The sequence below is a fragment of the Oceanobacillus locisalsi genome (assembly GCF_042675985.1).
In the GTDB taxonomy this organism is placed as follows: Bacteria; Bacillota; Bacilli; order Bacillales; family Amphibacillaceae; genus Oceanobacillus; species Oceanobacillus locisalsi.
Genome location: NZ_JBHTKK010000022.1, coordinates 58,865 through 79,743 on the forward strand (window position 1 = coordinate 58,865; position 20,879 = coordinate 79,743).

Genomic DNA, 20,879 nt, shown 5'->3' on the forward strand with positions numbered 1-20,879 from the left:
TATATGTAAAATTAAAAATGGAATAGGATGAATATCGTGATAACATCTGCGAAGAATGAAAAAATAAAGGCTTTAAAAAAACTGCATCAGAGAAAATATCGTAAGCAAACCAATACTTTCCTGATTGAAGGTGATCATTTAATAGAAGAAGCGTTGGTCAGTGATTGGTTAACGTTAGAAATTATTGTCTCGGAGGAGGGCACTGTACCGGAGATAGCTAAACATCTTCCAGTTACAGAGGTCACAAGGCAAGTTTTTAAAGAGCTCTCTTTTACTGCTTCGCCTCAAGGGGTAATGGCCGTTGTTGAAATAAAAACGGAAGAGGCAATAGATGGAGAGTTCATTGTTTTATTGGATGCTGTCCAGGATCCGGGGAATACCGGAACAATCATACGTACTGCGGATGCTGCAGGAGCGGATGGTGTTATCCTTGGCAGCGGCTGTGTTGATTTATATAATGATAAAGTAATCCGGTCTACACAAGGATCTATTTTCCATTTGCCTGTTTTGCATGCTGATTTGGATGAAGAGGCGGACCGGCTGAAAAAAGCGGGTTATACAGTGTGGGCTACAGCTTTAGAAAAGGCGGAGAATTACAAAAATCTGACTGTTCCACAAAAAACAGCGGTTATCTTGGGAAATGAAGGAGCCGGAGTGAAAGATTCATTATTGGAAAAAGCCGATGAACGTGTAACGATTCCGATCTTCGGCAAAGCAGAGTCATTGAACGTCAGTATCGCAGCAGGTATTTTGCTGTATTATTTAAACAATTAGCCTTGCAATAGAGCGATAAATTTTCTATAATAACTGTATTCCATCATAAAAATAAATGATATGTTCTTTTTACGATGAAAAGAACAAATAACCAAACGCAATGAAAGAGCAAGTAACAACCTGTAAAAGTGATGCAGGGAGGAAATGCCTTGACTGGAAGCATTTCTATCATTTGAGGATGTTTACATTTTCACTCTGGAGCGGACACTTGGACCATATAATATGTAAAGGTGATTCGGGCATGCCATCCGTTATGAGGCAAGAGTTGGATTGAATATAGGTATTCAATCAACAAGGGTGGTACCGCGACCATATAGCTTCGTCCCTTTTTTTGGAGACGAAGCTTTTTTATGTTTCAAAAAGTCCATAAAAACTGGAAAGTATTAAAAGGAGGTATTTGACGCAATGAAGGAAGACTTGCAGGCGATTGAGCGTGAAGCTCTCGCAGCTATTGAACAAGCAGAAAACAGCCAGGATTTACAAGATATGAAAGTGAAATACTTAGGTAAAAAAGGCTCTTTAACAACTGTTCTGCGTGGAATGGGAAAGCTTTCCAAGGAGGAGCGTCCTGTAATCGGAGAACTTGCCAATAATGTCCGGGAAACGATTACCGAAGCATTGGACGTAAAAACTGAAAAACTGGAAAGAGAAGCTTTGAATAAGCAGCTGGAAGCAGAAAGCCTGGATGTGACATTGCCGGGGAATCCGGTTCATGTCGGCGGCAGACACTTGTTAACGAGCATTATGGAAGAGATTGAAGATTTATTTATCGGTATGGGCTATGAGGTGAAAGAAGGTCCGGAAGTGGAAACGGATCACTACAATTTTGAAAAATTAAATTTACCGAAAAATCACCCGGCCCGTGATATGCAGGATACTTTCTTTATTTCGAATGAATTGCTTTTACGTACCCAAACATCTCCAGTACAGGCGCGGACGATGGAAGCTTATCAGGGAGAACGTCCGATTAAAATGATTTGTCCGGGGAAAGTGTACCGCCGGGATACAGATGACGCGACCCATTCCCATCAATTCAGACAAATTGAAGGGTTAGTCGTAGATAAAAATATTACATTGAGTGATTTAAAAGGAACATTGGATGTATTTGCGAAAAAAATGTTCGGGAAAGACCGCGAAATTCGCTTACGGCCATCTTTCTTCCCATTTACAGAACCATCTGTGGAAATGGATGTGTCTTGTAAGGTTTGTCATGGAGAAGGGTGCTCTGTATGTAAAAATACCGGCTGGATTGAAATCTTAGGCGGCGGCATGGTTCACCCGCGTGTGTTGGAAATGAGCGGCTATGATTCCTCGGTTTACAGCGGATTTGCATTTGGAATGGGACAGGAACGAATTGCAATGCTGAAATACGGCGTGAATGACATTCGTCATTTCTATACCAACGATATTCGTTTCTTGTCCCAATATCATCAGGCATAAGAGAAGAAGGAGGAGAGTACATGCTTGTTTCTTATAATTGGTTACGAAACTATGTCAATTTAGATCATATAACACCGGAAGAGTTAGCGGAAAAAATAACACGATCCGGTATTGAAGTAGAAGGAGTGGAATACCTGGCTCCTGCCCTTGAAAATATTGTTGTTGGATATGTAACATCTTGCGAGAAGCACCCGGACGCAGATAAATTAAGTCTATGTCAAGTGGATGTCTGGGATACGACGCTGCAAATCGTATGTGGAGCTGCCAACATTGCAGCAGGGCAGAAGGTTGCTGTGGCGAAACCAGGAGCCCACCTGCCAAGTGGAGTGAAAATCAAAAAAGCAAAACTGCGCGGTGTCGAATCGAATGGTATGATTTGTTCCCTGCAAGAGCTTGGATTGGAAGAGAAATACATTCCTGCCGACGTTGCAGAAGGTATCTTTGTATTCCCTGAAGATGCAGAAGTTGGTGCGTCTGTACAGAAATTATTAAATTTGGATGATGCGGTGCTAGATTTGGATGTTTTAGCGAATCGTCCGGATGCATTAAGTATGCTTGGTGTAGCATATGAAGTAGCAGCTGTGTTAAATCAGCCCATTGATTTGCCTGAAGAGACGCTGTCGCCAGATGCATCGTTACAAGCCAAAGATTATATCGATGTGAAGATTGATGCTATTGAAAATAATCCATATTACGGAGCTTTTGTAGTAAAAGATGTAGAAATCAAACAGGCACCTCTATGGATACGTAATTATTTAATGGCTGCTGGTATTCGTCCAATTAATAATGTTGTTGATATTACCAACTTTGTATTATTAGAATATGGACAGCCATTGCACGCGTTTGACTACGATCGATTTGGTTCGAAAGAGGTCGTTATCCGCCAAGCAGAGGCAGATGAAATCATGGTTACACTGGATGGCCAGGAACGTCTTTTAAACGAAGAGAATCTGGTTATAACAAACGGTAAAGAACCTGTTGCATTAGCAGGAGTCATGGGCGGCGCGGATTCGGAAGTAACGGATAACACAACCAATATTCTATTGGAGGCTGCTTATTTCGAATCTGTTTCTGTTCATCGTACAGTCAAGCAAACAGGTCTGCGCAGTGAATCAAGTACTCGTTTTGAAAAAGGTGTCGATCCAAACCGTGTGAAACGTGCAGGCATTCGTGCTTGCAGTCTGCTCCAAAAATATGCCAATGGGAAAGTAGCCAATGGGATCGTGGAAGTAGACGAACTGGACAAGTCAGAAAAAACGGTATCGGTTACCACAGCAAAAGTGAATCAGCGTCTGGGAATGGAGCTGGACGAAGATGCAATCACTTCTGTTCTCACGCGGCTGCAATTTGAATTCACGCAACTAGGGGAAGAAATCATTGTTCAAGTACCGACGCGCCGTCTGGATATTTCCATTTTTGAAGATATTTTAGAAGAAATCATCCGTATTCACGGCTATGATCATCTTCCGTATACGATTCCGCAAGGCTGGGTGCAAGCTGGCGGATTAACAGATATCCAATTATTACAGCGGGAAATAAAAAATAATTTGTCCAGCGCCGGATTAATGGAAACTCTGACTTACTCTTTAACAAATCGGCAGGATGCAAGCCGATTCCAGACACCGGATATAAGCCATCAAACTGTCCGTCCTGTTGGATTGGCGATGCCGATGAGTGAAGAACACAGCCACCTCCGCCTAAGTCTGATTCCGGAAATGTTACGTGTCATACAGCATAATGTGGCTAGAACACAAACGGATTTAGCTTATTATGAAATTGGCAAGGTTTTTGTTTCAGAAGAAGAACAAGTAACCAAACAGCCTGTAGAGAACCTGCATGTTGCTGGTGCTTTAACAGGATTATGGCATAATCATCCATGGCAGCAGGAGAAAAAGCCAGTTGATTTTTATGTTGCGAAAGGGATTGTAGAAGGATTGTTTGCACATCTGGCATTGGATGTGACATTTGCTCAGGTGAAAATGGAAGATATGCATCCGGGACGTTGCGCAGAAATTCGTTTGAACGGACAAGGTATCGGTTATGTTGGTCAAATTCACCCGCTTGTTGCGAAGGACTTTGATATCAAAGAAACATATGTATTTGAAGTGAATCTGGAAACGATATTCGCTGTCCATCAAGAACAGCCGTCCTTTATGGATATTCCGCGTTATCCATCTGTCACAAGAGACATTGCTTTTATTCTGGATAATGACGTTCCTGCAGGAGATGTTCAAACAGTTATTCGGGAAATCGGTGTTCCTTTAGTGAAAGAGGTATCTATTTTTGATGTTTACCAGGGAGATCGTATGGAAGAAGGGAAGAAATCTGTTGCCTATCGTCTTCTGTATCAGGATCCAAGCCGTACATTGAAAGATGAAGAAGTGGATGCGTCTTATCAGGAAATTATTGAAAAAGTAAATAACCAATTTGGATCTTATGTCCGTTCCTGATTTTTAAAGATAAAGCCGTTGTAACAGTTTTTTCGAAGCTGTTACAGCGGCTTTATCTTTGCAGTCAATGATCTGCAGTTACATCCATAGAAAGCTGCCAATCAATAAGGGGCAGATTTTCCTGCTCGAGGATAGCGTTTGTTTTTGAAAAGTGCCGGCATCCAAAAAAACCGCGGTGTGCGGATAATGGGCTGGGGTGGGGCGCTTTTAAAACATAATGTTTCCCCGTGTCAATTAAATCTATCTTCTTCTGGGCAGCAGCGCCCCATAATAAGAAAACGACCGGGTTATCTTTCTGGTTTAATGAATTTATAACCTGGTTCGTGAAGTGTTCCCAGCCTTTATTTTTATGGGAATGAGCTTGGTGAGCGCGGACGGTCAAGACATTGTTAAGCAATAACACGCCCTGCTGAGCCCATTCTTTCAAATAACCATGGGAAGGAATGTTAAAACCGACATCAGCAGCCAGTTCCTGGTACATATTTTTTAAGGAAGGAGGGACTGCTACGCCGGGCTGGACAGAAAAACTTAAACCGTGTGCCTGATTTGGGCCGTGATAAGGATCCTGACCTAAAATAACGACCTTCACGTTTTGAAAGTCAGTGTAGTGTAAAGCATTAAATATATCGTACATATCTGGATAGACGGTGTAAGAACTGTACTCTTGTTTGAGAAATTCACGCAAGTTTTGATAGTAGTCTTTTTGAAATTCTTGCTTTAAAACTTGTCCCCAGTCGTTGGTTAAAGGTATATTCATTATAGCACCTTCCATTATTAATATTTCTTAGCCTTTTCCGTATTCGCAAAATGAAGTTTCGCCACGTGTCCCAGCTGTTTTTCGCCGTGGGTTTTGATATAATTGGCAGCTGCTTTATCCACTGTGCTGGATGCACCTTTTGGCAAGGTGATACCTGCTTCTTCGGATAATTTGTTCATAGCGGTTACGAAACGGGCTCTGGCTAATATGGACGCGGCAGCTACATTAATGGAATAGCTCTCCGCTTTCGTAATAAAGGTTGTATGATCATGAAGCTGTAATGCTTCTGATTGCAGATAGCGTTTATATACTGCCGGTGTACAAAATTGGTCGATAACAATGCCGTCGTAAGCTGTGCCATCTAACTTCTTAATCAATTTATCAATGGCATGATGATGCAGCATTGCTTTCATCTTTCCCTGAGACCAGCCCTTGTTTTGCAGGCGATTGTATTTTTCATTTTCCAATCTGAGGATAGTATACGAAATTGGCAGTTTTACAATTTTTTGTGCGAGCTGTTGAATAAAGTCATCTCTTAAGTGCTTGGAATCCTCCACGCCGAGTTTTTTTAATTGTGCTTGCTGCTCTTCATCCGCAAAAACTGCCGCCACTGTTATTGGTCCAAAATAATCGCCGGTTCCTGACTCGTCTGACCCGATATGGCTCTTTTGGAAAATAGCTGTGTCTATACTGGGGGAATGCTTTGTTTTCTTTGGCTCTGCAGCAGCAGATCCTTCTTGCCACCGGGAACTCTCTTTTTCCGGAGCACTGCCCTGGAAAAGTACTTTCCCAGAGTGATACGCTGTGATTACTGCATCTGGCGTCTTTGCATGGAAAACGGCAGCTTGAGGTGTTTTTTCTAAGTAAGCATAATAATGCTGTTTCATTTGCTTTATTTTATCTGCAGAGACTTTTAATACAATTTGGCCCAAAACTTCATTCCTCCAATCATCCGATACTTTAGACTATAGCAAATATAACGGGATTTTGAAATACTTCTTTTTATGCAAAGTTCATGTTAGTATATAGTAGAATCATCGTTGCACAGGAGGCAGCAAAAAATGACAGATAATGAAAAAAAACGCATACCAGTTGAAATATATAATCGGACGTACCATGTTATTGGTACGGAATCAGAGCGCCATGTACAATTAGTGGCCAGTTTAGTTGATCAAAAAATGAACGAAATCCATGATGTTAATAAACAATTAGACACTGCAAGCTTAGCGGTATTGGCCGCCGTCAATACCATGAATGATTACGTAAAACTAAAAGAAGACTATGCGACGCTTTTAGGCTCATTAAAAAAGAAAGAGGAATAACGAACATGATTAACATAATTATAATGATTCTATTCATTTTTGGGATCATGATGGGGTTGAAGAGAGGATTCATCCTTCAATTATTCCATTTAACGGGTTTTATTATTGCTTTTATCGTAGCAGTAATGTATTACAGCCCGGTTGCGGAAAGGTTGTCCTTGTACATTCCCTATCCCGATCTCTCCAGTGATGGAGCATGGTCATCCTTTTTAGAAAATCTGCCGGTGGAAGATGCATTTTATAATGCCATTTCATTTGCGCTTATCTTTTTTGCGGTGAAATTTATCCTGCAGATTATTGCTTCCATGCTGGACTTTGTAGCAGCTATACCAATTATCAGTTTTGTAAATAAAATTTTAGGAGCTGTACTTGGTTTCATTGAAATCTATTTAATCAGCTTTATCATTCTATATATTCTGGCGTTAACGCCTGTTGGCGGCGTGCAGGAAGCCATTCAGGGATCGTCCCTGGCAATGCTTATTATTGAGCAGACGCCGTATTTTTCCGAACGTATTTATGAATTATGGTTTAATTTGACAGAAACTCTTGGAAAATAAAATAGCAGGCTGGAACAGAACGATAAGCAAAACGGACTCAAACTAACATCAGTAGCTTGAGTCCGTTTTAACGCAATAACCATCCGTTAATGCGTACGCAGTAAATAGTGACAGAATAGGGTGAAGAAATATGAACAAGAAAGATATCATTCGGTTGCTGGAAGAAATAGCTGTCTATATGGAGCTGAAAGGCGAAAATCCATTTAAGATCAGTGCTTATAGGAAAGCTGCACAAGCAATAGAAGCAGACGACCGCAGTTTAAATGAAATAGACAACTTTACAAAGATGAAAGGTATCGGTAAAGGGACCGCACAAGTCATTACAGATTTCGTTGAAACAGGCCATTCCGAAACGTTGGAAGCATTAGAAAAAGAAGTGCCTGCAGGGCTTGTTCCTTTATTGGATTTACCGGGATTGGGCGGCAAAAAGCTGTCTAAACTGTATCAGGAACTCGGTGTCATAGACGGAGAAACATTGAAAGCAGCTTGCCTGGCCGGAAAGGTTGAGGAGCTGCCGGGTTTTGGCAAAAAATCGGTAGAAAAAATTATTGCGGCTATTGAAGATGCAGGGAAAAGACCAGAACGTCTTCCGATAGCCACCATGCTTCCAATCGCGGAGAAGTTAGAAGCCTTTTTAGATGACATTCCGGGAATTATTCGTTATTCTCAGGCAGGAAGTATCCGGCGTATGCGTGAAACAGTGAAGGATCTGGATTTTATCATCGCGACAGAAAGCGCAAGTGAAGTAAAAGAAGCATTAATTACCTTTCCATCCGTCAAAGAAGTGATTGCCGGCGGAGATACAAAGGTATCGGTTACTTTAGAAGAAATGTATGATATCAATGTTGATTTTCGTTTAGTTTCCAATGAAGCATTTGCATCAACCTTGCATCATTTCACCGGTTCCAAAGATCATAATGTCTCCATGCGGCAGTTAGCCAAAGCACGTGGTGAAAAAATCAGTGAATATGGTGTTGAAGTGGAAGAAACAGGAGAAACCCTTCAATTTGAGACGGAAACAGCGTTTTTCAATCATTTTGGCCTGCATTTTATTCCGCCTGAGGTTCGTGAGAATACGGGAGAAGTGGAGCTGTTTAAAGCGAAGCAGGAAATTATTCAGCTCTCCGATATCCGCGGAGATTTGCATATGCATACAACATGGAGCGATGGTGCGCAGTCTCTGGATGAAATGGCAGAACAGGTGAGACGTATGGGGTATTCCTATATGGCTATTACAGACCACTCGAAATATTTACGGGTAGCAAATGGACTAAACGAAGAGCGCTTGCGTAAACAGCGCGAAGAAATTGCTAAGTTAAATGAAAAATATCCGGATTTCCATATCTTTTCAGGGGTGGAAATGGATATTCTGCCGGACGGAAGTCTGGATTTTGACGATGATTTTCTGAAAGAATTGGATTTTGTAATCGGGGCGATTCACTCCAGTTTTCAGCAATCAGAAGAAGATATCATGCGCAGATTGAATAATGCACTTGAAAATCCTTACGTTTCCATTATTGCCCATCCGACGGGACGACTTATTGGCAAAAGAGAAGGGTATAATGTCCAATTAGAACAGTTGATTGAGAAAGCAAAAGCAACCAATACAGCGTTAGAAATCAACGCGAATCCCAACCGTCTGGATTTATCAAGTGAATGGGCGAAGAAAGCCCAGGAAGCAGGCGTGAAGCTTGTCATAGATACTGATGCGCATAATTATGACATGCTCCAGCATATGCAATATGGGGTCGCAACTGCACGGAAAGGATGGATAAAACCATCCACCGTCATCAATACATGGTCAAAAGAAGAAGTTATCAATTTCTTTAACCAGGTGAGATAAATCATTTCATATATAAGATGGAAGGATCAACATGAAAATCTATGGGGGACAAACGAGTTGCTATGGCGATAAAAGTGACCGCTATGGAAAAACACTTGGGCTGGGGCTGCGCTTCCTCGCCCCACCGAAGAGTGTTTGGGCTTTTCCGCAAGAGTCTCCATGTTTTCCCTCCGTTCATGCGTATCCCGGCTGCGCGCATTATCGGAAAATATAGATTTTGATGAAGAGGCAGATTTAATTTTTAATAAAAGAGGGTTTTAACATGAATGAACGAATTTTAAAAACGCTTGAATTTCATCGACTTGCTGAAATGCTTCGTGATCAAGCGGAAACCTCTATCGGAAAGGAATTAGCATCTAAAATACGACCGAAGTCTACACTGGATGAAACAGAAGAACTGCAAGCACAGACAGATGAAGCCGTCCAGATTTTCCGGCTGAATAAAGTAATCCCTCTCGGCGGTATTTCAGATATAAGACCAAGCGTCAAACGCAGTGCAATTGGAAGTATTCTCTCTGCCGATGAGGTCTTAGCTATCGGCAATACGTTATATGGCGGAAGACAGACAAAAAGTTTTTTGGAACAGGTGGAAGATGTAGAAATTCCAATTCTGCAGTCTGCAGCAGCCAATATTATTGCTATTCGTGAACTGGAGCAGCATATTAACAGCTGTATTGATGACCACGGCCATATAATGGATGCAGCATCTTCGGCACTACGCTCTATCCGCAGTTCGATTCGCACGTATGAAAGCAGTGTCCGAAACAAGTTGGAGAGCTATACACGGTCTAACAGCAATATGCTTTCCGATGCCATTATTACCATCCGGAATGATCGTTATGTGTTGCCGGTAAGGCAGGAATATCGAGCTTCTATCGGCGGAATTGTCCACGATCAGTCCTCATCCGGGCAAACATTATTCATGGAACCAAAAGCGATTGTTGATATGAATAATAAATTGCAGGATTTATTTTCTAAAGAAAAACAAGAAATAGAACGTATTTTAAAAGAGCTAAGCGGGCATGTTGCATCTTATGAGCAGGAACTTTTAAATAATATTCGCTGGCTTTCGGAAATTGATTTTATCAGCGCCAGAGGAAAACTTGCGCAAAAAATGCATGCGGTTAGGCCTAAGATGAATATACATGGTTATATGAAGATGCAGCAGGCAAGGCACCCTTATATTCCGGAGGATCAGGTCGTTGCCAACGATATTGAAATGGGAAAAGACTTTCAGGCAATTGTTATTACAGGACCTAATACAGGCGGGAAAACAGTCACTTTAAAAATGGCTGGCCTTTGTACATTAATGGCGCAATCTGGCTTGCAAGTTCCTGCACTGGACGGCTGTGAAATGCCGGTATTTGATGAAATTTTTGCTGATATCGGGGATGAGCAGTCCATTGAACAAAGTTTAAGTACTTTTTCTTCGCATATGACCAATATTGTAGAGATTATGAAGCATGTTACAGACAGGTCTCTGGTTTTATTTGATGAATTAGGTTCAGGGACTGATCCGCAAGAAGGGGCTGCTTTGGCCATGTCCATTCTTGATGAAGTACTTTCCAAAAATGCCAGTGTTATTGCTACTACCCACTATCCGGAATTAAAAGCATATGGTTTTAATCGGACCCAGGTTGTCAATGCTTCGGTTGAATTTGATGTAGAAACATTGAGACCGACTTATCGGCTGCTTATTGGTGTTCCGGGTCGCAGTAATGCATTTGACATTTCAAGGCGTCTAGGTCTGAATGAAGCGATTATTAATCATGCCAAAGAACTGGTTGGCATGGATTCCAATCAGGTAGAAAACATGATTGCTTCCTTGGAACAATCTCATACCGCGGCGGAGAAAGATTACGAAAAAGCGCATGAGGTATTGGAAGAAAGTGAAAAGCTCCATCATGAATTGAAAAAAGCAATGAACAGCTGGGAAGATAATAAGCAAAAAATGTATGAGAAAACAGAAGAAAAGGCTGAAAAAGCACTAACGAAAGCACGTCAGGAAGCAGAAGAAATTGTTCAGATGATGCGTAATATGAAAGATCAGTCTGGTATGAAAGAGCATGAGTGGATAGAAGCCAGAAAGATGTTAGATGAAGCAATGCCGAACCTAAGCAGTGATAAATCAACGGATCAGCCTGAAAAAAGTCAGGAAGAAAGCGAGTTAAAACCGGGAGATGAGATAAAACTGCTGACAGTAAATCAGCTTGGCGAAGTTGTGGAAAAGGTGAATGACAAGGAATATATGGTGCAGGTCGGTATCATGAAGGTGAAGGTGAAACGGTCTGATCTGGAACTTGTGAAGAAGAAGAAAAAGAAACCGGCTGAACCGGTCGCGACAGTGAGAGGCAGTAACCAGCATGTAAAAACGGAATTAGACTTACGCGGCGAGCGCTATGAAGATGCGATGCACAAACTGGAAAAATATGTCGATGATGTATTACTGGCCGGATATTCACAAGCGTCCATTATTCACGGAAAAGGTACCGGGGCTTTGCGGAAAGGCGTTCAGGAATTCGTGAAGCGTCATCCGCATATCAAAGGTTCCAGAGCAGGTGAAGCTGGAGAAGGCGGCAGCGGTGTTACGGTTATCCGTTTTGCATAAGCAGTACTGGAACGCATTTAAATGTTTGGAACAAGGGAAGAAGGGGTCAGGAACACAAAGTTGACAAACCCCCTTCTTCCAAATCAAGGAGCGAGAAAAATGGAAGGTTTTTGGGAAAACATATTAGTAATAACTGCAGCAAGGTACAGTGTCTTTATTTTATCCACCCTATTATTTTTAGCAATAGCAGAGCTGGTAACTTCTTATAAAAATTGGGAAGAAATTAAAAACGGCAACTTGGCTGTCGCGATGGCTACTGGAGGAAAATTATTCGGTATCGCCATGATTTTCAGATTCTCTATTGAACATAATGATAGTTTACTGGTTTCAATGGGCTGGGGCATGTATGGTTTTATATTGTTAATAGCCGGTTACCTGTTTTTTGAGTTTTTAACGCCATTTATGAAAGTAGATGAAGAAATCGGCAATGGGAATAAGGCTGTCGGTTTCATTTCTATGGTTATTTCCGTTGGTTTAGCATATGTCATTGGAGCAAGCATTGTAGGTTAGGAGTGAAATTCGTGATATTTGAACGTATGGCAAAAATATTAATAGCTGTAGCTGTTGTTTTCATCGTCGTTGGTATTGTTTATCTATTTCTATAGAAAATAGATAATATTTTAAAAAATAGAAAATAATCGTTATAATAGGTATAGAATGATAATGAAGGAGGAATGGTTTGATGAAAAAAAGAACTTGGCATGACCGTTATCCTGAAGATTTGCCGCTCACGCTGGAATATGACAAGTGTCCTCTGTACCAATACTTGGTGGATGCAGCAAGATTATACGGTGATAAGAAAGCGCTTTACTTTATGGGGAAGGAAATGACGTATAAGGCGGTTTATGAGGAAGCGAAGAAAACAGCGAATTACCTGCAATCCATCGGAATCAGAAAAGGAGACCGGGTAGCGATTTTTTTACCGAACACACCCCAATCTGTCATTAGTTACTACGGCATTTTGATGGCAGGAGCTGTAGCTGTTCCGACGAACCCCCTTTATACGGAAAGAGAGTTAATTTTTCAAATGAATGATGCACAAGCAAGAGCTATTATATGTTTGGATATTTTACTTCCGCGTGTAAACAGCGCCCGATCTCATACTACATTAGAGCATGTTATTGTAACTGGTATTAAAGATTATCTTCCATTTCCGAAAAATGTCATTTACCCATTCGTGCAGAAGCGGGAGTATAATCTGTTGGTAAAAGTAGAAGCAGGTAATGATACACATATATGGAAAAAGATAATGGAACAATCGGTGCCTGATTATTTAGAATCTGCTATTGATCCGGAAGAAGATATTGCGCTCTTGCAATATACCGGAGGAACAACAGGAAATCCCAAAGGTGTTATGCTTACCCATTATAATTTAAGTACAAATGTGCAGATGTGTGAAACGTGGCTTTCTCGCAGCGAGGATCAGAACAGGCAGAATGTTGTGCTTGGTATTCTTCCATTCTTCCATGTATATGGCATGACTGCCGTGATGAATTTTGCCATTAAAAAAGCCTCCAAAATTATTCTGATTCCAAAGTTTGACGCGGGTGAATTATTAAAAGTAATTGATAAGCAGAAACCAAACCTTTTCCCGGGTGCTCCGACGATTTATATTGGGTTGTTAAACCATCCTGATTTAGAAAAATATGATTTATCTTCTATCGATGCGTGTATTAGCGGATCAGCCCCGCTTCCGGTTGAAATTCAGGAGCGTTTTGAACGAATTACCGGGGGAAATCTGGTGGAAGGATATGGCTTAACAGAAACTTCTCCAGTAACGCATGCGAATTTTATGTATGCTGAACGTATTAATGGCAGTATCGGTGTTCCGTGGCCAGATACAGACGCTAAAATTGTACAAATGGGCGAAAATGGTTTAGAAGAAGTTCCTGTGGGAGAAATTGGGGAGATAGCTGTAAAAGGGCCGCAAATCATGAAAGGGTACTGGAATAATGAAGCAGAAACGGCAAGCGTGTTAAAAGACGGCTGGCTGTTAACCGGCGATTTAGGTTATGTAGATGAGCGCGGTTTCTTCTATGTCGTTGACAGAAAGAAAGATATGATTATTGCTGGCGGTTTTAATGTTTATCCGAGGGAAATTGAAGAAATTTTATACGAACATGAGGCTGTACAAGAAGCTGTAGTAGCTGGTGTACCTGACCCGTACAGAGGAGAAACTGTCAAAGCTTATATCGTGTTAAAAGAGGGAGCGACACTTACAGAAGAAGAACTAAATGCGTATACCAGAGAATATCTGGCGAGCTATAAAGTGCCGAGAATCTATGAATTCCGTGATGAATTACCGAAAACAGCTGTTGGAAAAATTTTGAGAAGAAAACTGATAGACGAAGAGAAACAGAAACAAGAAGAAGCAGCATCTGTTTGAGCCTCGTGCTCTTTTTTCTTTTGGTGAGAACTAAAAAGAAGCGTTGTAAAGAAGAATTTTATTGACAGAAAAGAGCAAGAACTGTATATTAAAAATATGAATGACTATTCACTCATTTTTATTATGCATGCAAGGAGCTCGCTATGAAAAATCAAAAACCAAAATATCATCAAATTATTGAAGCAGCTGTTAAAGTCATTGCTGAAAATGGCTATCATGGTTCACAAGTTTCAAAAATAGCAAAAGAGGCAAATGTAGCTGATGGTACCATTTATTTGTATTTTAAAAACAAAGAACATATTCTTGTTTCATTATTTGAAGTGAAGATGGGGGAATTTATTGATCAGATTGCCAAAGCCATTGAAGCGTGCAGTACTGCATCTGACCAGTTGTATACGATGATTAAAATGCATTTTGGACAGCTCTCTACAGATTATTATCTGGCGATTGTAACACAGTTGGAGTTGAGACAATCAGATATTTCTTTACGGCTGCAGATTAACCAGGTTTTAAAACCTTATTTAACTATTATTGACGGTATTATTCAAACAGGAATCAAACAACAACAATTTAGAGAAGACCTAAATATACCTCTCGTCCGTCAAATGATTTTTGGGACACTTGATGAGATAGTCACCAATTGGGTTATGAAAGACCAGAAGTATCCGCTTGTTGATATGGCACCCGAAATTCACAGAATGCTTGTCAGCGCTTTAACAGCTCAACAAATAAGCAAGTAAATATAAAAAGGGGTGATTTTTTGTCTGTTATTGATTTCAAAGTAGAAAAGAAGGTTGCTTATTTAAATCTAAAAAGTCCTCCTGCCAATGCATTATCTTCGCAGATTATTGCAAGATTGGATGAGCTGCTAACGAAAATTGAAACAGAAGATGAAGCCAAGGTTGTTGTTTTACAAGGGGAGGGTAAATTCTTTTCAGCAGGAGCAGATATTAAGGAATTTACATCTCTTCAAAAAGCCTCGGATTATGAATCTTTGGCAAAGCATGGGCAGGATATTTTTAATAGAATCGAGCATTTCTCGTTGCCTGTCATCGCCTCTATCCATGGAGCTGCATTAGGGGGAGGGCTGGAGCTGGCAATGGCTTGTCATATCCGGTATGCAACAGTGGATGCTAAGATTGGTTTACCGGAAATGAATTTAGGAATTATTCCCGGTTTTGCAGGAACGCAGCGATTGCCGCGCTATATTGGCAATGCTCGAGCGTATGAAATGATTTTAACCGGAGAACCTATCTCCGGAAAGCAAGCAGAAGAATGGGGGCTGGTTAACCGGGTTTTTGAAGAAGAAGATCTTGAAAAAGCAGTGCTTCAATTAGCTGAAAAAATTGCTTCGAAAAGTAAACCGGGCATTAACCGGATTATGCAGTTAATTCCATATGCAAATACGAGTCAATTGACAGAAGGTATGAAACAAGAGGCGCACTTGTTTGGCGGTGTTTTTGGCTCAGCTGATGCTAAAGAAGGTGTAAGCGCTTTTATGGAGAAAAGAGCAGCTCAATTTCAAGATAGATAGACTTTAGTCAGGAGGAGAAAAACATGAATATTTTTGTATTATTGAAAAAAACGTTTGATACAGAGGAAAAAATTGCTGTTCACAATGGCATAATTGAAGATGACGGAGCAGAATTTATCATTAATCCATACGATGAATATGCGGTAGAAGAAGCAATTGTTCAAAGAGATAAGCATGGCGGAGAAGTAACAGTGGTTACCATCGGCGATGAAGATTCCGAAAAACAGCTTCGAACAGCACTTGCTATGGGGGCTGATAAAGCTGTTCTGATTAATACAGAAGAAGATTTAGAAGATGGAGATCAATTTACAACAGCGAAAATTTTAGAAGCGTTTTTTGAAGATAAAGAGGCAGATTTGATTCTGGCAGGGAATGTCGCTATTGATGAAGCAAGCGGCCAGGTGGGGCCGAGACTTGCAGAACTGCTTGGTATTTCTTGTGTTACGACGATAACCAGTTTATCCATTGATGGAGATACAGCATCCATTGAAAAAGACGTGGAAGGGGATGTAGAGACTGTCGAAACAAGTCTTCCTGTATTAGTGACGTGTCAACAAGGCTTAAATGATCCGCGTTATCCATCTTTGCCAGGTATTATGAAAGCGAAGAAAAAACCGCTGGAGGAATTGGAAATCGATGATCTGGACTTGGATGAAGATGACGTAGAAGCAAAAACAAAAACAGTAGATATCTATCTTCCCCCTGAAAAAGAGGCGGGCAAGGTGTTAGAAGGAGATATAGAGGATCAGGTGAAAGAACTTGTCTCTTTATTGAAAAATGATAAAAAAGTACTTTAAGCGTGTGGCTATTCAGATAGAAGCTGATTGGGAAAGGGGATAATCATAATGAGCGATAAGTTATTAGTAGTAGGTGAAGTGCGAGATAATGAAATAAGAAATGTTTCTTTTGAGGCAATAGCAGCGGCAAAACAAATTGACAGTGAAGCTGAAATTGTCGGAGTACTATGTGGTGATAACGATTTGACAAGTGCCGGTAATGATTTGATTACTTACGGAGCGGACAGTGTCATTACAGTAACGCATGATAACTTGAAAACGTACACATCAGAAGGATATGGACAGGCGCTGTTAGAGGTTATCGATGAATTATCTCCAAAAGGAATCGTTATGGGGCATACAGCAATTGGCAAGGATTTAACACCAAAAATTGCGAGCCGACTCTCTGCAGGTCTTATCTCTGATGTTGTAGCGATTGAAAAAGAGGGCGATGAGAATGTGTTTATTCGTCCTATTTATTCCGGGAAAGCATTTGAGAAAAAAACATTTGAAGATGATTTTATATTTGTAACCGTTCGTCCCAATAATATAGCTGTTCTTGAAAAAGACGATTCAAGATCAGGTGAGGTACGTACGAAAGATGTTGATATTAAAGATTTGCGTACCATTGTTAAAGATGTTGTACGAAAAGCCGCTGATGGTGTTGATCTTGCGGAGGCAAATGTTATCGTAGCAGGCGGCAGGGGCGTGAAAAGTGCGGATGGATTTAAGCCGCTTTATGAACTGGCAGATGTATTAGGCGGTGCTGTCGGCGCTTCCAGAGGCGCTTGTGACGCGGATTATTGTGACTATGCATTGCAAATTGGGCAGACAGGAAAAGTGGTAACCCCTGACTTGTATATCGCTGTGGGTATTTCAGGTGCTATTCAGCATTTAGCAGGAATGTCTAACTCTAAAGTAATTGTTGCTATCAATAAAGATGCTGAGTCAAATATCTTTAATGTGGCGGATTATGGAATTGTCGGAGATTTATTTGAAATTATTCCGCTGCTTATTGAAGAAATTAAAAAGGTAAAAGAATAGACGGCGGTGCATTTGTGTGTTATAACATGAAGCAAGAGGACTGAAGTGAAAATTTCAACACAGGCCTTTTGCGCTTCGTTCACACTTGTTCAAGCAAACTATTATACAGTATACTTATACGGTGATATACTCATACTAAGCTTATGATAAGCTGTATGATGTTTTAAGGAGGTAATAAATTATGGCAATTAAACATGCGTCAGATCAAAACTTTACAGAAGAGACGTCAAAAGGTCTTGTACTTGTTGATTTCTGGGCTCCATGGTGCGGTCCTTGTAAAATGATTGCTCCTGTTTTAGAAGAAATTGATGGAGAAATGGAAGACAAGGTACAGATCGTCAAATTAGATGTTGATGAAAATCAGGAAACAGCTGGAAAATTTGGTGTGATGAGCATCCCGACACTGCTTTTATTAAAAGACGGTGAAGTGGTGGACCAAGTTATCGGCTTCCAACCAAAAGAGGCATTAACGGATTTAATTAATAAACATGCCTAATAAAATAAGGTCTCTATTTTGAGTGATAATACAGCACAAAATAGATTCTTTGATTCTTTATTAGAGAAAAGAAAATCCCTTTCTCATCAAACAGATGAAAAGGGATTTTCTGATGTATTTTAAGAGGACTGGTAATATGAAAGAAGCAATTGAAAAAAAACTGTCCATTCTTCCTATGCAGCCTGGGTGCTATTTGATGAAGGATAAGCACGGAACGATTATTTATGTGGGGAAATCAAAAAAATTAAGAAATCGTGTCCGGTCGTATTTCCGAGGGGCAAATGACCGCAAAACACAGCGTTTAGTACAGGATATTGCGGATTTCGAATATATGGTTACCTCTTCGGAACTAGAAGCATTAATTTTGGAAATGAATTTAATCAAAAAGTATGATCCGAAATATAATGTGATGTTGAAAGATGATAAATCGTATCCTTATTTAAAGATTACATCAGAACGGCATCCGCGGTTAATTATTACAAGACAGCTGAAAAAAGATAAGGGCAAATATTTTGGGCCTTATCCGAATGTGATTGCAGCCAGAGAGACGAAAAGGTTATTGGACCGGATTTATCCGCTTAGGAAATGTAATAATCCGCCTGGAAGACCGTGTCTTTATTATCATATGGGGCAATGTCTAGCTTGCAGTAAGCACCCGCCTTCCAAAGAAAAATACCAGGAAATTGTTCAAGAGATTACTTCTTTTTTACATGGCGGTTTTAAAGATATACGCAACCGTTTGACAAAAGAAATGACAGAAGCAAGTGAATCGTTGAATTTTGAAAGAGCAAAAGAACTCCGGGATACGATACATCATATCGATGCCACAATGGAACAGCAAAAAATGGCTGCTAACGATTTGGTGAATCGGGATGTATTTGGGTACAGTTACGATAAAGGCTGGATGTGTGTACAGGTCTTTTTTATCCGGCAAGGAAAGTTAATAGAACGGGATGTCAGTCTATTTCCATTTTATGATGAAGCGGAAGAAACGATTATCAGTTTTATTGCCCAGTTTTATTTGCAGGAAAATCACTTAAAGCCGAAGCAAGTGCTTGTTCCTGTCGGCATAGATGATGAAATACTGGAAAAATTACTTGAAATTAATGTGCATACACCGCTTCGTGGCCGTAAAAAAGAAATGGTAGAATTAGCTAATAAAAATGCAAGTGTTGCTTTAGATGAAAAATTTCAATTAATCGAACGAGATGAAGAAAGAACGTATCAAGCGATAGAAGACTTGGGGAACTATCTGAATATAGAGATGCCGCGACGGATTGAAGCGTTTGATAACTCAAATATCCAAGGCACGGATCCTGTATCTGCCATGATCGTTTTTGACGACGGAAAACCGAATAAAAAGGAATATCGGAAGTATAAAATTAAAGATGTGAAAGGCCCGGATGATTATGACACCATGCGGGAAGTCATACGGAGACGTTATACAAGAGTGCTACGAGAGAACCTTCCATTGCCTGATTTAATTATTGTCGATGGAGGGAAGGGGCAGATGTCAGCGGCTTCGGATGTGCTGGAAAATGAGCTTGGTTTAAGTATCCCGCTCGCTGGTCTTGCTAAGGATGACAGACATAAAACAAGTGAATTGTTGTATGGTGACCCTCCGGAAGTGATTCCGTTAAAACGACAGTCGCAGGCTTTTTATTTGGTTCAGCGGATACAAGACGAGGTGCACCGCTTTGCTGTAACTTTCCATAGACAACTGCGAGGGAAAGGTGTAATTCAATCGGAGCTTGACCGTATTCCCGGCGTTGGAGAGAAACGTCGTAAACTTCTGCTGACCCATTTTAAAACAGTAGAAGAGATTAAAAATGCATCTTTAGAGGAAATGCGTAAGATTGGTATTCCTCAAAATATTGCGACTGAAATTATAGAACATTTAAAAAAACAGGATACAGAAAAAAACGATCGTGAAATCGAATAAGTTTCGCGATCGTTTTGGTGTTCTTTAAAATAGCAGCTTTGTCATGCATAAATCACGGCTGTTGATAATTTCAAGCCGGAATAACCGGTATTGCCTCTTTACTGCTTCAGCAGATAATTAGTCTTGTATATAGACGGTAAATTCAATTTGTTTCAGACGGTGATGAACAGATTCAATACACTCACAGTCCACGCCTTCCAACTGCAGAAATGCTTCGGCTATGATTCCTGCCTCTAATCGAAAATCGGTTTCCATATTTGATTTTAACCTGGTAATTACCGCTTCGGATAAAAGATAAAACGTTTTTACATTCTTTTTTTCTTTTGCAAGTTCTAAGGTTCCCAAACCCATCTTTTCAAAAAATACATTCACATCTTCAAAACTATTAAATTCAAAATTACGTGCTACATTTCTGCCTAAAAAATAGAGTAAGGTTTCTTTTTCTTCACCAAAAAGCTCAGGCAGACCGATATATCGTAAAATATCATATCCTGCTCCATCGCTATATAATTGTTCTAACGTGTTTACATCCAATTTTTGATTGCTCCCGTACTTTGACACTACTTTCATCCTTTCCTGCCTGCTTCGTTCCTTTAAAATATCTATGATTATTATCTATGGTTGTTTCGTAATTAGCAAGTATTGGAACCAAATTATATGAACTTATCATAACATCACCGGCGATTTTTCTAAATCTTTTTCTAGTTATTTGGTATTGGACAGCTATCTGTTATTTACTATTCACAGCCACCAAAATAAAAATAATATATTTTCAGAGCTCTTCATCAAAATTTATGGTAGACAAATTAAGTTTTAAGGGTATCACCGCTACGGCGGACCGTTTTGCTTTCCTAGGGGCACGCTCTTCAGCTAACTTTTGCCAAGAAGATCACTTGGCAAAAGTGGATCTTCAGATGGTGCTGATCCCTCGTCCAGCTACAAGCGTCAAA

The 20,879-nt window shown here is 40.3% G+C and carries 18 protein-coding genes; 15 read left to right on the forward strand and 3 right to left on the reverse strand.

The annotated features are described in order from the left end of the window. The first annotated feature begins 27 nt into the window (after nt 1–27). The 3 genes from ACFQ19_RS15700 (at nt 28) to pheT (ending at nt 4,664) form a co-directional block, all read left to right on the forward strand. Nucleotides 28–774, forward strand: a complete 747-nt coding sequence (locus ACFQ19_RS15700; protein ID WP_379593561.1) for a TrmH family RNA methyltransferase — start codon at nt 28–30, stop codon at nt 772–774. A 405-nt stretch (nt 775–1,179) separates the two neighbouring features. Continuing rightward, the gene (gene pheS, locus ACFQ19_RS15705) at nt 1,180–2,214 is read left to right on the forward strand and encodes a phenylalanine--tRNA ligase subunit alpha (RefSeq protein ID WP_379593562.1); all 1,035 of its coding nucleotides are present in this window, start codon (nt 1,180–1,182) and stop codon (nt 2,212–2,214) included. A gap of 20 nt (nt 2,215–2,234) precedes the next feature. Next, nucleotides 2,235–4,664, forward strand: a complete 2,430-nt coding sequence (gene pheT / locus ACFQ19_RS15710; RefSeq protein WP_379593563.1) for a phenylalanine--tRNA ligase subunit beta — start codon at nt 2,235–2,237, stop codon at nt 4,662–4,664. Between the two features lie 64 nt (nt 4,665–4,728). Here the strand turns inward: pheT and ung are convergent, their stop codons facing one another. Both ung and rnhC read right to left on the reverse strand, forming a co-directional pair. Continuing rightward, nucleotides 4,729–5,421 (reverse strand): uracil-DNA glycosylase, encoded by a 693-nt coding sequence (gene ung, locus ACFQ19_RS15715; protein WP_379593564.1) that lies wholly within the window; start codon nt 5,419–5,421, stop codon nt 4,729–4,731. 17 nt (nt 5,422–5,438) lie between these two features. Beyond that, nucleotides 5,439–6,353, reverse strand: a complete 915-nt coding sequence (rnhC, locus tag ACFQ19_RS15720) for a ribonuclease HIII (RefSeq protein ID WP_379593565.1) — start codon at nt 6,351–6,353, stop codon at nt 5,439–5,441. Between the two features lie 129 nt (nt 6,354–6,482). Between rnhC and zapA the strand changes: the two genes are divergently transcribed. The 12 genes from zapA to uvrC all read left to right on the forward strand — a co-directional run bounded on the left by zapA (nt 6,483) and on the right by uvrC (nt 19,929). Beyond that, entirely contained in the window at nt 6,483–6,743 is a 261-nt protein-coding gene (gene zapA / locus ACFQ19_RS15725; protein ID WP_379593566.1) for a cell division protein ZapA, read from the forward strand. Between the two features lie 5 nt (nt 6,744–6,748). Then, nucleotides 6,749–7,300, forward strand: coding sequence for a CvpA family protein (locus ACFQ19_RS15730; protein WP_379593567.1), 552 nt, complete (start codon nt 6,749–6,751; stop codon nt 7,298–7,300). Nucleotides 7,301–7,430: 130 nt separating this feature from the next. Then, the gene (polX, locus tag ACFQ19_RS15735) at nt 7,431–9,143 is read left to right on the forward strand and encodes a DNA polymerase/3'-5' exonuclease PolX (protein WP_379593569.1); all 1,713 of its coding nucleotides are present in this window, start codon (nt 7,431–7,433) and stop codon (nt 9,141–9,143) included. A gap of 262 nt (nt 9,144–9,405) precedes the next feature. Beyond that, the gene (locus ACFQ19_RS15740) at nt 9,406–11,751 is read left to right on the forward strand and encodes an endonuclease MutS2 (protein ID WP_379593570.1); all 2,346 of its coding nucleotides are present in this window, start codon (nt 9,406–9,408) and stop codon (nt 11,749–11,751) included. A gap of 99 nt (nt 11,752–11,850) precedes the next feature. Further along, nucleotides 11,851–12,261 (forward strand): DUF350 domain-containing protein, encoded by a 411-nt coding sequence (locus ACFQ19_RS15745; RefSeq protein ID WP_379593571.1) that lies wholly within the window; start codon nt 11,851–11,853, stop codon nt 12,259–12,261. A gap of 172 nt (nt 12,262–12,433) precedes the next feature. Then, the gene (locus tag ACFQ19_RS15750) at nt 12,434–14,137 is read left to right on the forward strand and encodes a long-chain-fatty-acid--CoA ligase (protein WP_379593572.1); all 1,704 of its coding nucleotides are present in this window, start codon (nt 12,434–12,436) and stop codon (nt 14,135–14,137) included. Between the two features lie 143 nt (nt 14,138–14,280). Beyond that, the gene (locus ACFQ19_RS15755) at nt 14,281–14,877 is read left to right on the forward strand and encodes a TetR/AcrR family transcriptional regulator (RefSeq protein WP_379593573.1); all 597 of its coding nucleotides are present in this window, start codon (nt 14,281–14,283) and stop codon (nt 14,875–14,877) included. A gap of 20 nt (nt 14,878–14,897) precedes the next feature. After that, nucleotides 14,898–15,671 carry an enoyl-CoA hydratase gene (locus ACFQ19_RS15760; protein ID WP_379593574.1) on the forward strand — a complete coding sequence of 258 codons (774 nt, stop codon included), beginning with the start codon at nt 14,898–14,900 and terminating at the stop codon, nt 15,669–15,671. Between the two features lie 23 nt (nt 15,672–15,694). Further along, complete coding sequence (locus tag ACFQ19_RS15765) at nt 15,695–16,468, forward strand: electron transfer flavoprotein subunit beta/FixA family protein (RefSeq protein WP_379593575.1); 774 nt, start codon at nt 15,695–15,697, stop codon at nt 16,466–16,468. A gap of 48 nt (nt 16,469–16,516) precedes the next feature. Next, nucleotides 16,517–17,491 (forward strand): electron transfer flavoprotein subunit alpha/FixB family protein, encoded by a 975-nt coding sequence (locus ACFQ19_RS15770; RefSeq protein WP_379593576.1) that lies wholly within the window; start codon nt 16,517–16,519, stop codon nt 17,489–17,491. 181 nt (nt 17,492–17,672) lie between these two features. Continuing rightward, nucleotides 17,673–17,987 carry a thioredoxin gene (gene trxA / locus ACFQ19_RS15775; RefSeq protein ID WP_080874199.1) on the forward strand — a complete coding sequence of 105 codons (315 nt, stop codon included), beginning with the start codon at nt 17,673–17,675 and terminating at the stop codon, nt 17,985–17,987. A 136-nt stretch (nt 17,988–18,123) separates the two neighbouring features. Further along, entirely contained in the window at nt 18,124–19,929 is a 1,806-nt protein-coding gene (uvrC, locus tag ACFQ19_RS15780) for an excinuclease ABC subunit UvrC (RefSeq protein WP_379593577.1), read from the forward strand. A 117-nt stretch (nt 19,930–20,046) separates the two neighbouring features. On the opposite strand, the gene ACFQ19_RS15785 is transcribed toward uvrC, so the two are convergent. Next, complete coding sequence (locus ACFQ19_RS15785) at nt 20,047–20,499, reverse strand: DUF2507 domain-containing protein (protein WP_379593578.1); 453 nt, start codon at nt 20,497–20,499, stop codon at nt 20,047–20,049. Nucleotides 20,500–20,879: the final 380 nt, after the last annotated feature.

What these genes read in the sequence shown, in the direction of transcription:
- ACFQ19_RS15700 (WP_379593561.1), top strand. Translation starts at nt 28, where the DNA reads ATGAATATCGTGATAACATCTGCGAAGAATGAAAAAATAAAGGCTTTA.
- pheS (WP_379593562.1), top strand. Translation starts at nt 1,180, where the DNA reads ATGAAGGAAGACTTGCAGGCGATTGAGCGTGAAGCTCTCGCAGCTATT.
- pheT (WP_379593563.1), top strand. Translation starts at nt 2,235, where the DNA reads ATGCTTGTTTCTTATAATTGGTTACGAAACTATGTCAATTTAGATCAT.
- ung (WP_379593564.1), bottom strand. Translation starts at nt 5,421, where the DNA reads ATGAATATACCTTTAACCAACGACTGGGGACAAGTTTTAAAGCAAGAA.
- zapA (WP_379593566.1), top strand. Translation starts at nt 6,483, where the DNA reads ATGACAGATAATGAAAAAAAACGCATACCAGTTGAAATATATAATCGG.
- ACFQ19_RS15730 (WP_379593567.1), top strand. Translation starts at nt 6,749, where the DNA reads ATGATTAACATAATTATAATGATTCTATTCATTTTTGGGATCATGATG.
- polX (WP_379593569.1), top strand. Translation starts at nt 7,431, where the DNA reads ATGAACAAGAAAGATATCATTCGGTTGCTGGAAGAAATAGCTGTCTAT.
- ACFQ19_RS15740 (WP_379593570.1), top strand. Translation starts at nt 9,406, where the DNA reads ATGAATGAACGAATTTTAAAAACGCTTGAATTTCATCGACTTGCTGAA.
- ACFQ19_RS15745 (WP_379593571.1), top strand. Translation starts at nt 11,851, where the DNA reads ATGGAAGGTTTTTGGGAAAACATATTAGTAATAACTGCAGCAAGGTAC.
- ACFQ19_RS15750 (WP_379593572.1), top strand. Translation starts at nt 12,434, where the DNA reads ATGAAAAAAAGAACTTGGCATGACCGTTATCCTGAAGATTTGCCGCTC.
- ACFQ19_RS15755 (WP_379593573.1), top strand. Translation starts at nt 14,281, where the DNA reads ATGAAAAATCAAAAACCAAAATATCATCAAATTATTGAAGCAGCTGTT.
- ACFQ19_RS15765 (WP_379593575.1), top strand. Translation starts at nt 15,695, where the DNA reads ATGAATATTTTTGTATTATTGAAAAAAACGTTTGATACAGAGGAAAAA.
- ACFQ19_RS15770 (WP_379593576.1), top strand. Translation starts at nt 16,517, where the DNA reads ATGAGCGATAAGTTATTAGTAGTAGGTGAAGTGCGAGATAATGAAATA.
- trxA (WP_080874199.1), top strand. Translation starts at nt 17,673, where the DNA reads ATGGCAATTAAACATGCGTCAGATCAAAACTTTACAGAAGAGACGTCA.
- uvrC (WP_379593577.1), top strand. Translation starts at nt 18,124, where the DNA reads ATGAAAGAAGCAATTGAAAAAAAACTGTCCATTCTTCCTATGCAGCCT.
- ACFQ19_RS15785 (WP_379593578.1), bottom strand. Translation starts at nt 20,499, where the DNA reads ATGAAAGTAGTGTCAAAGTACGGGAGCAATCAAAAATTGGATGTAAAC.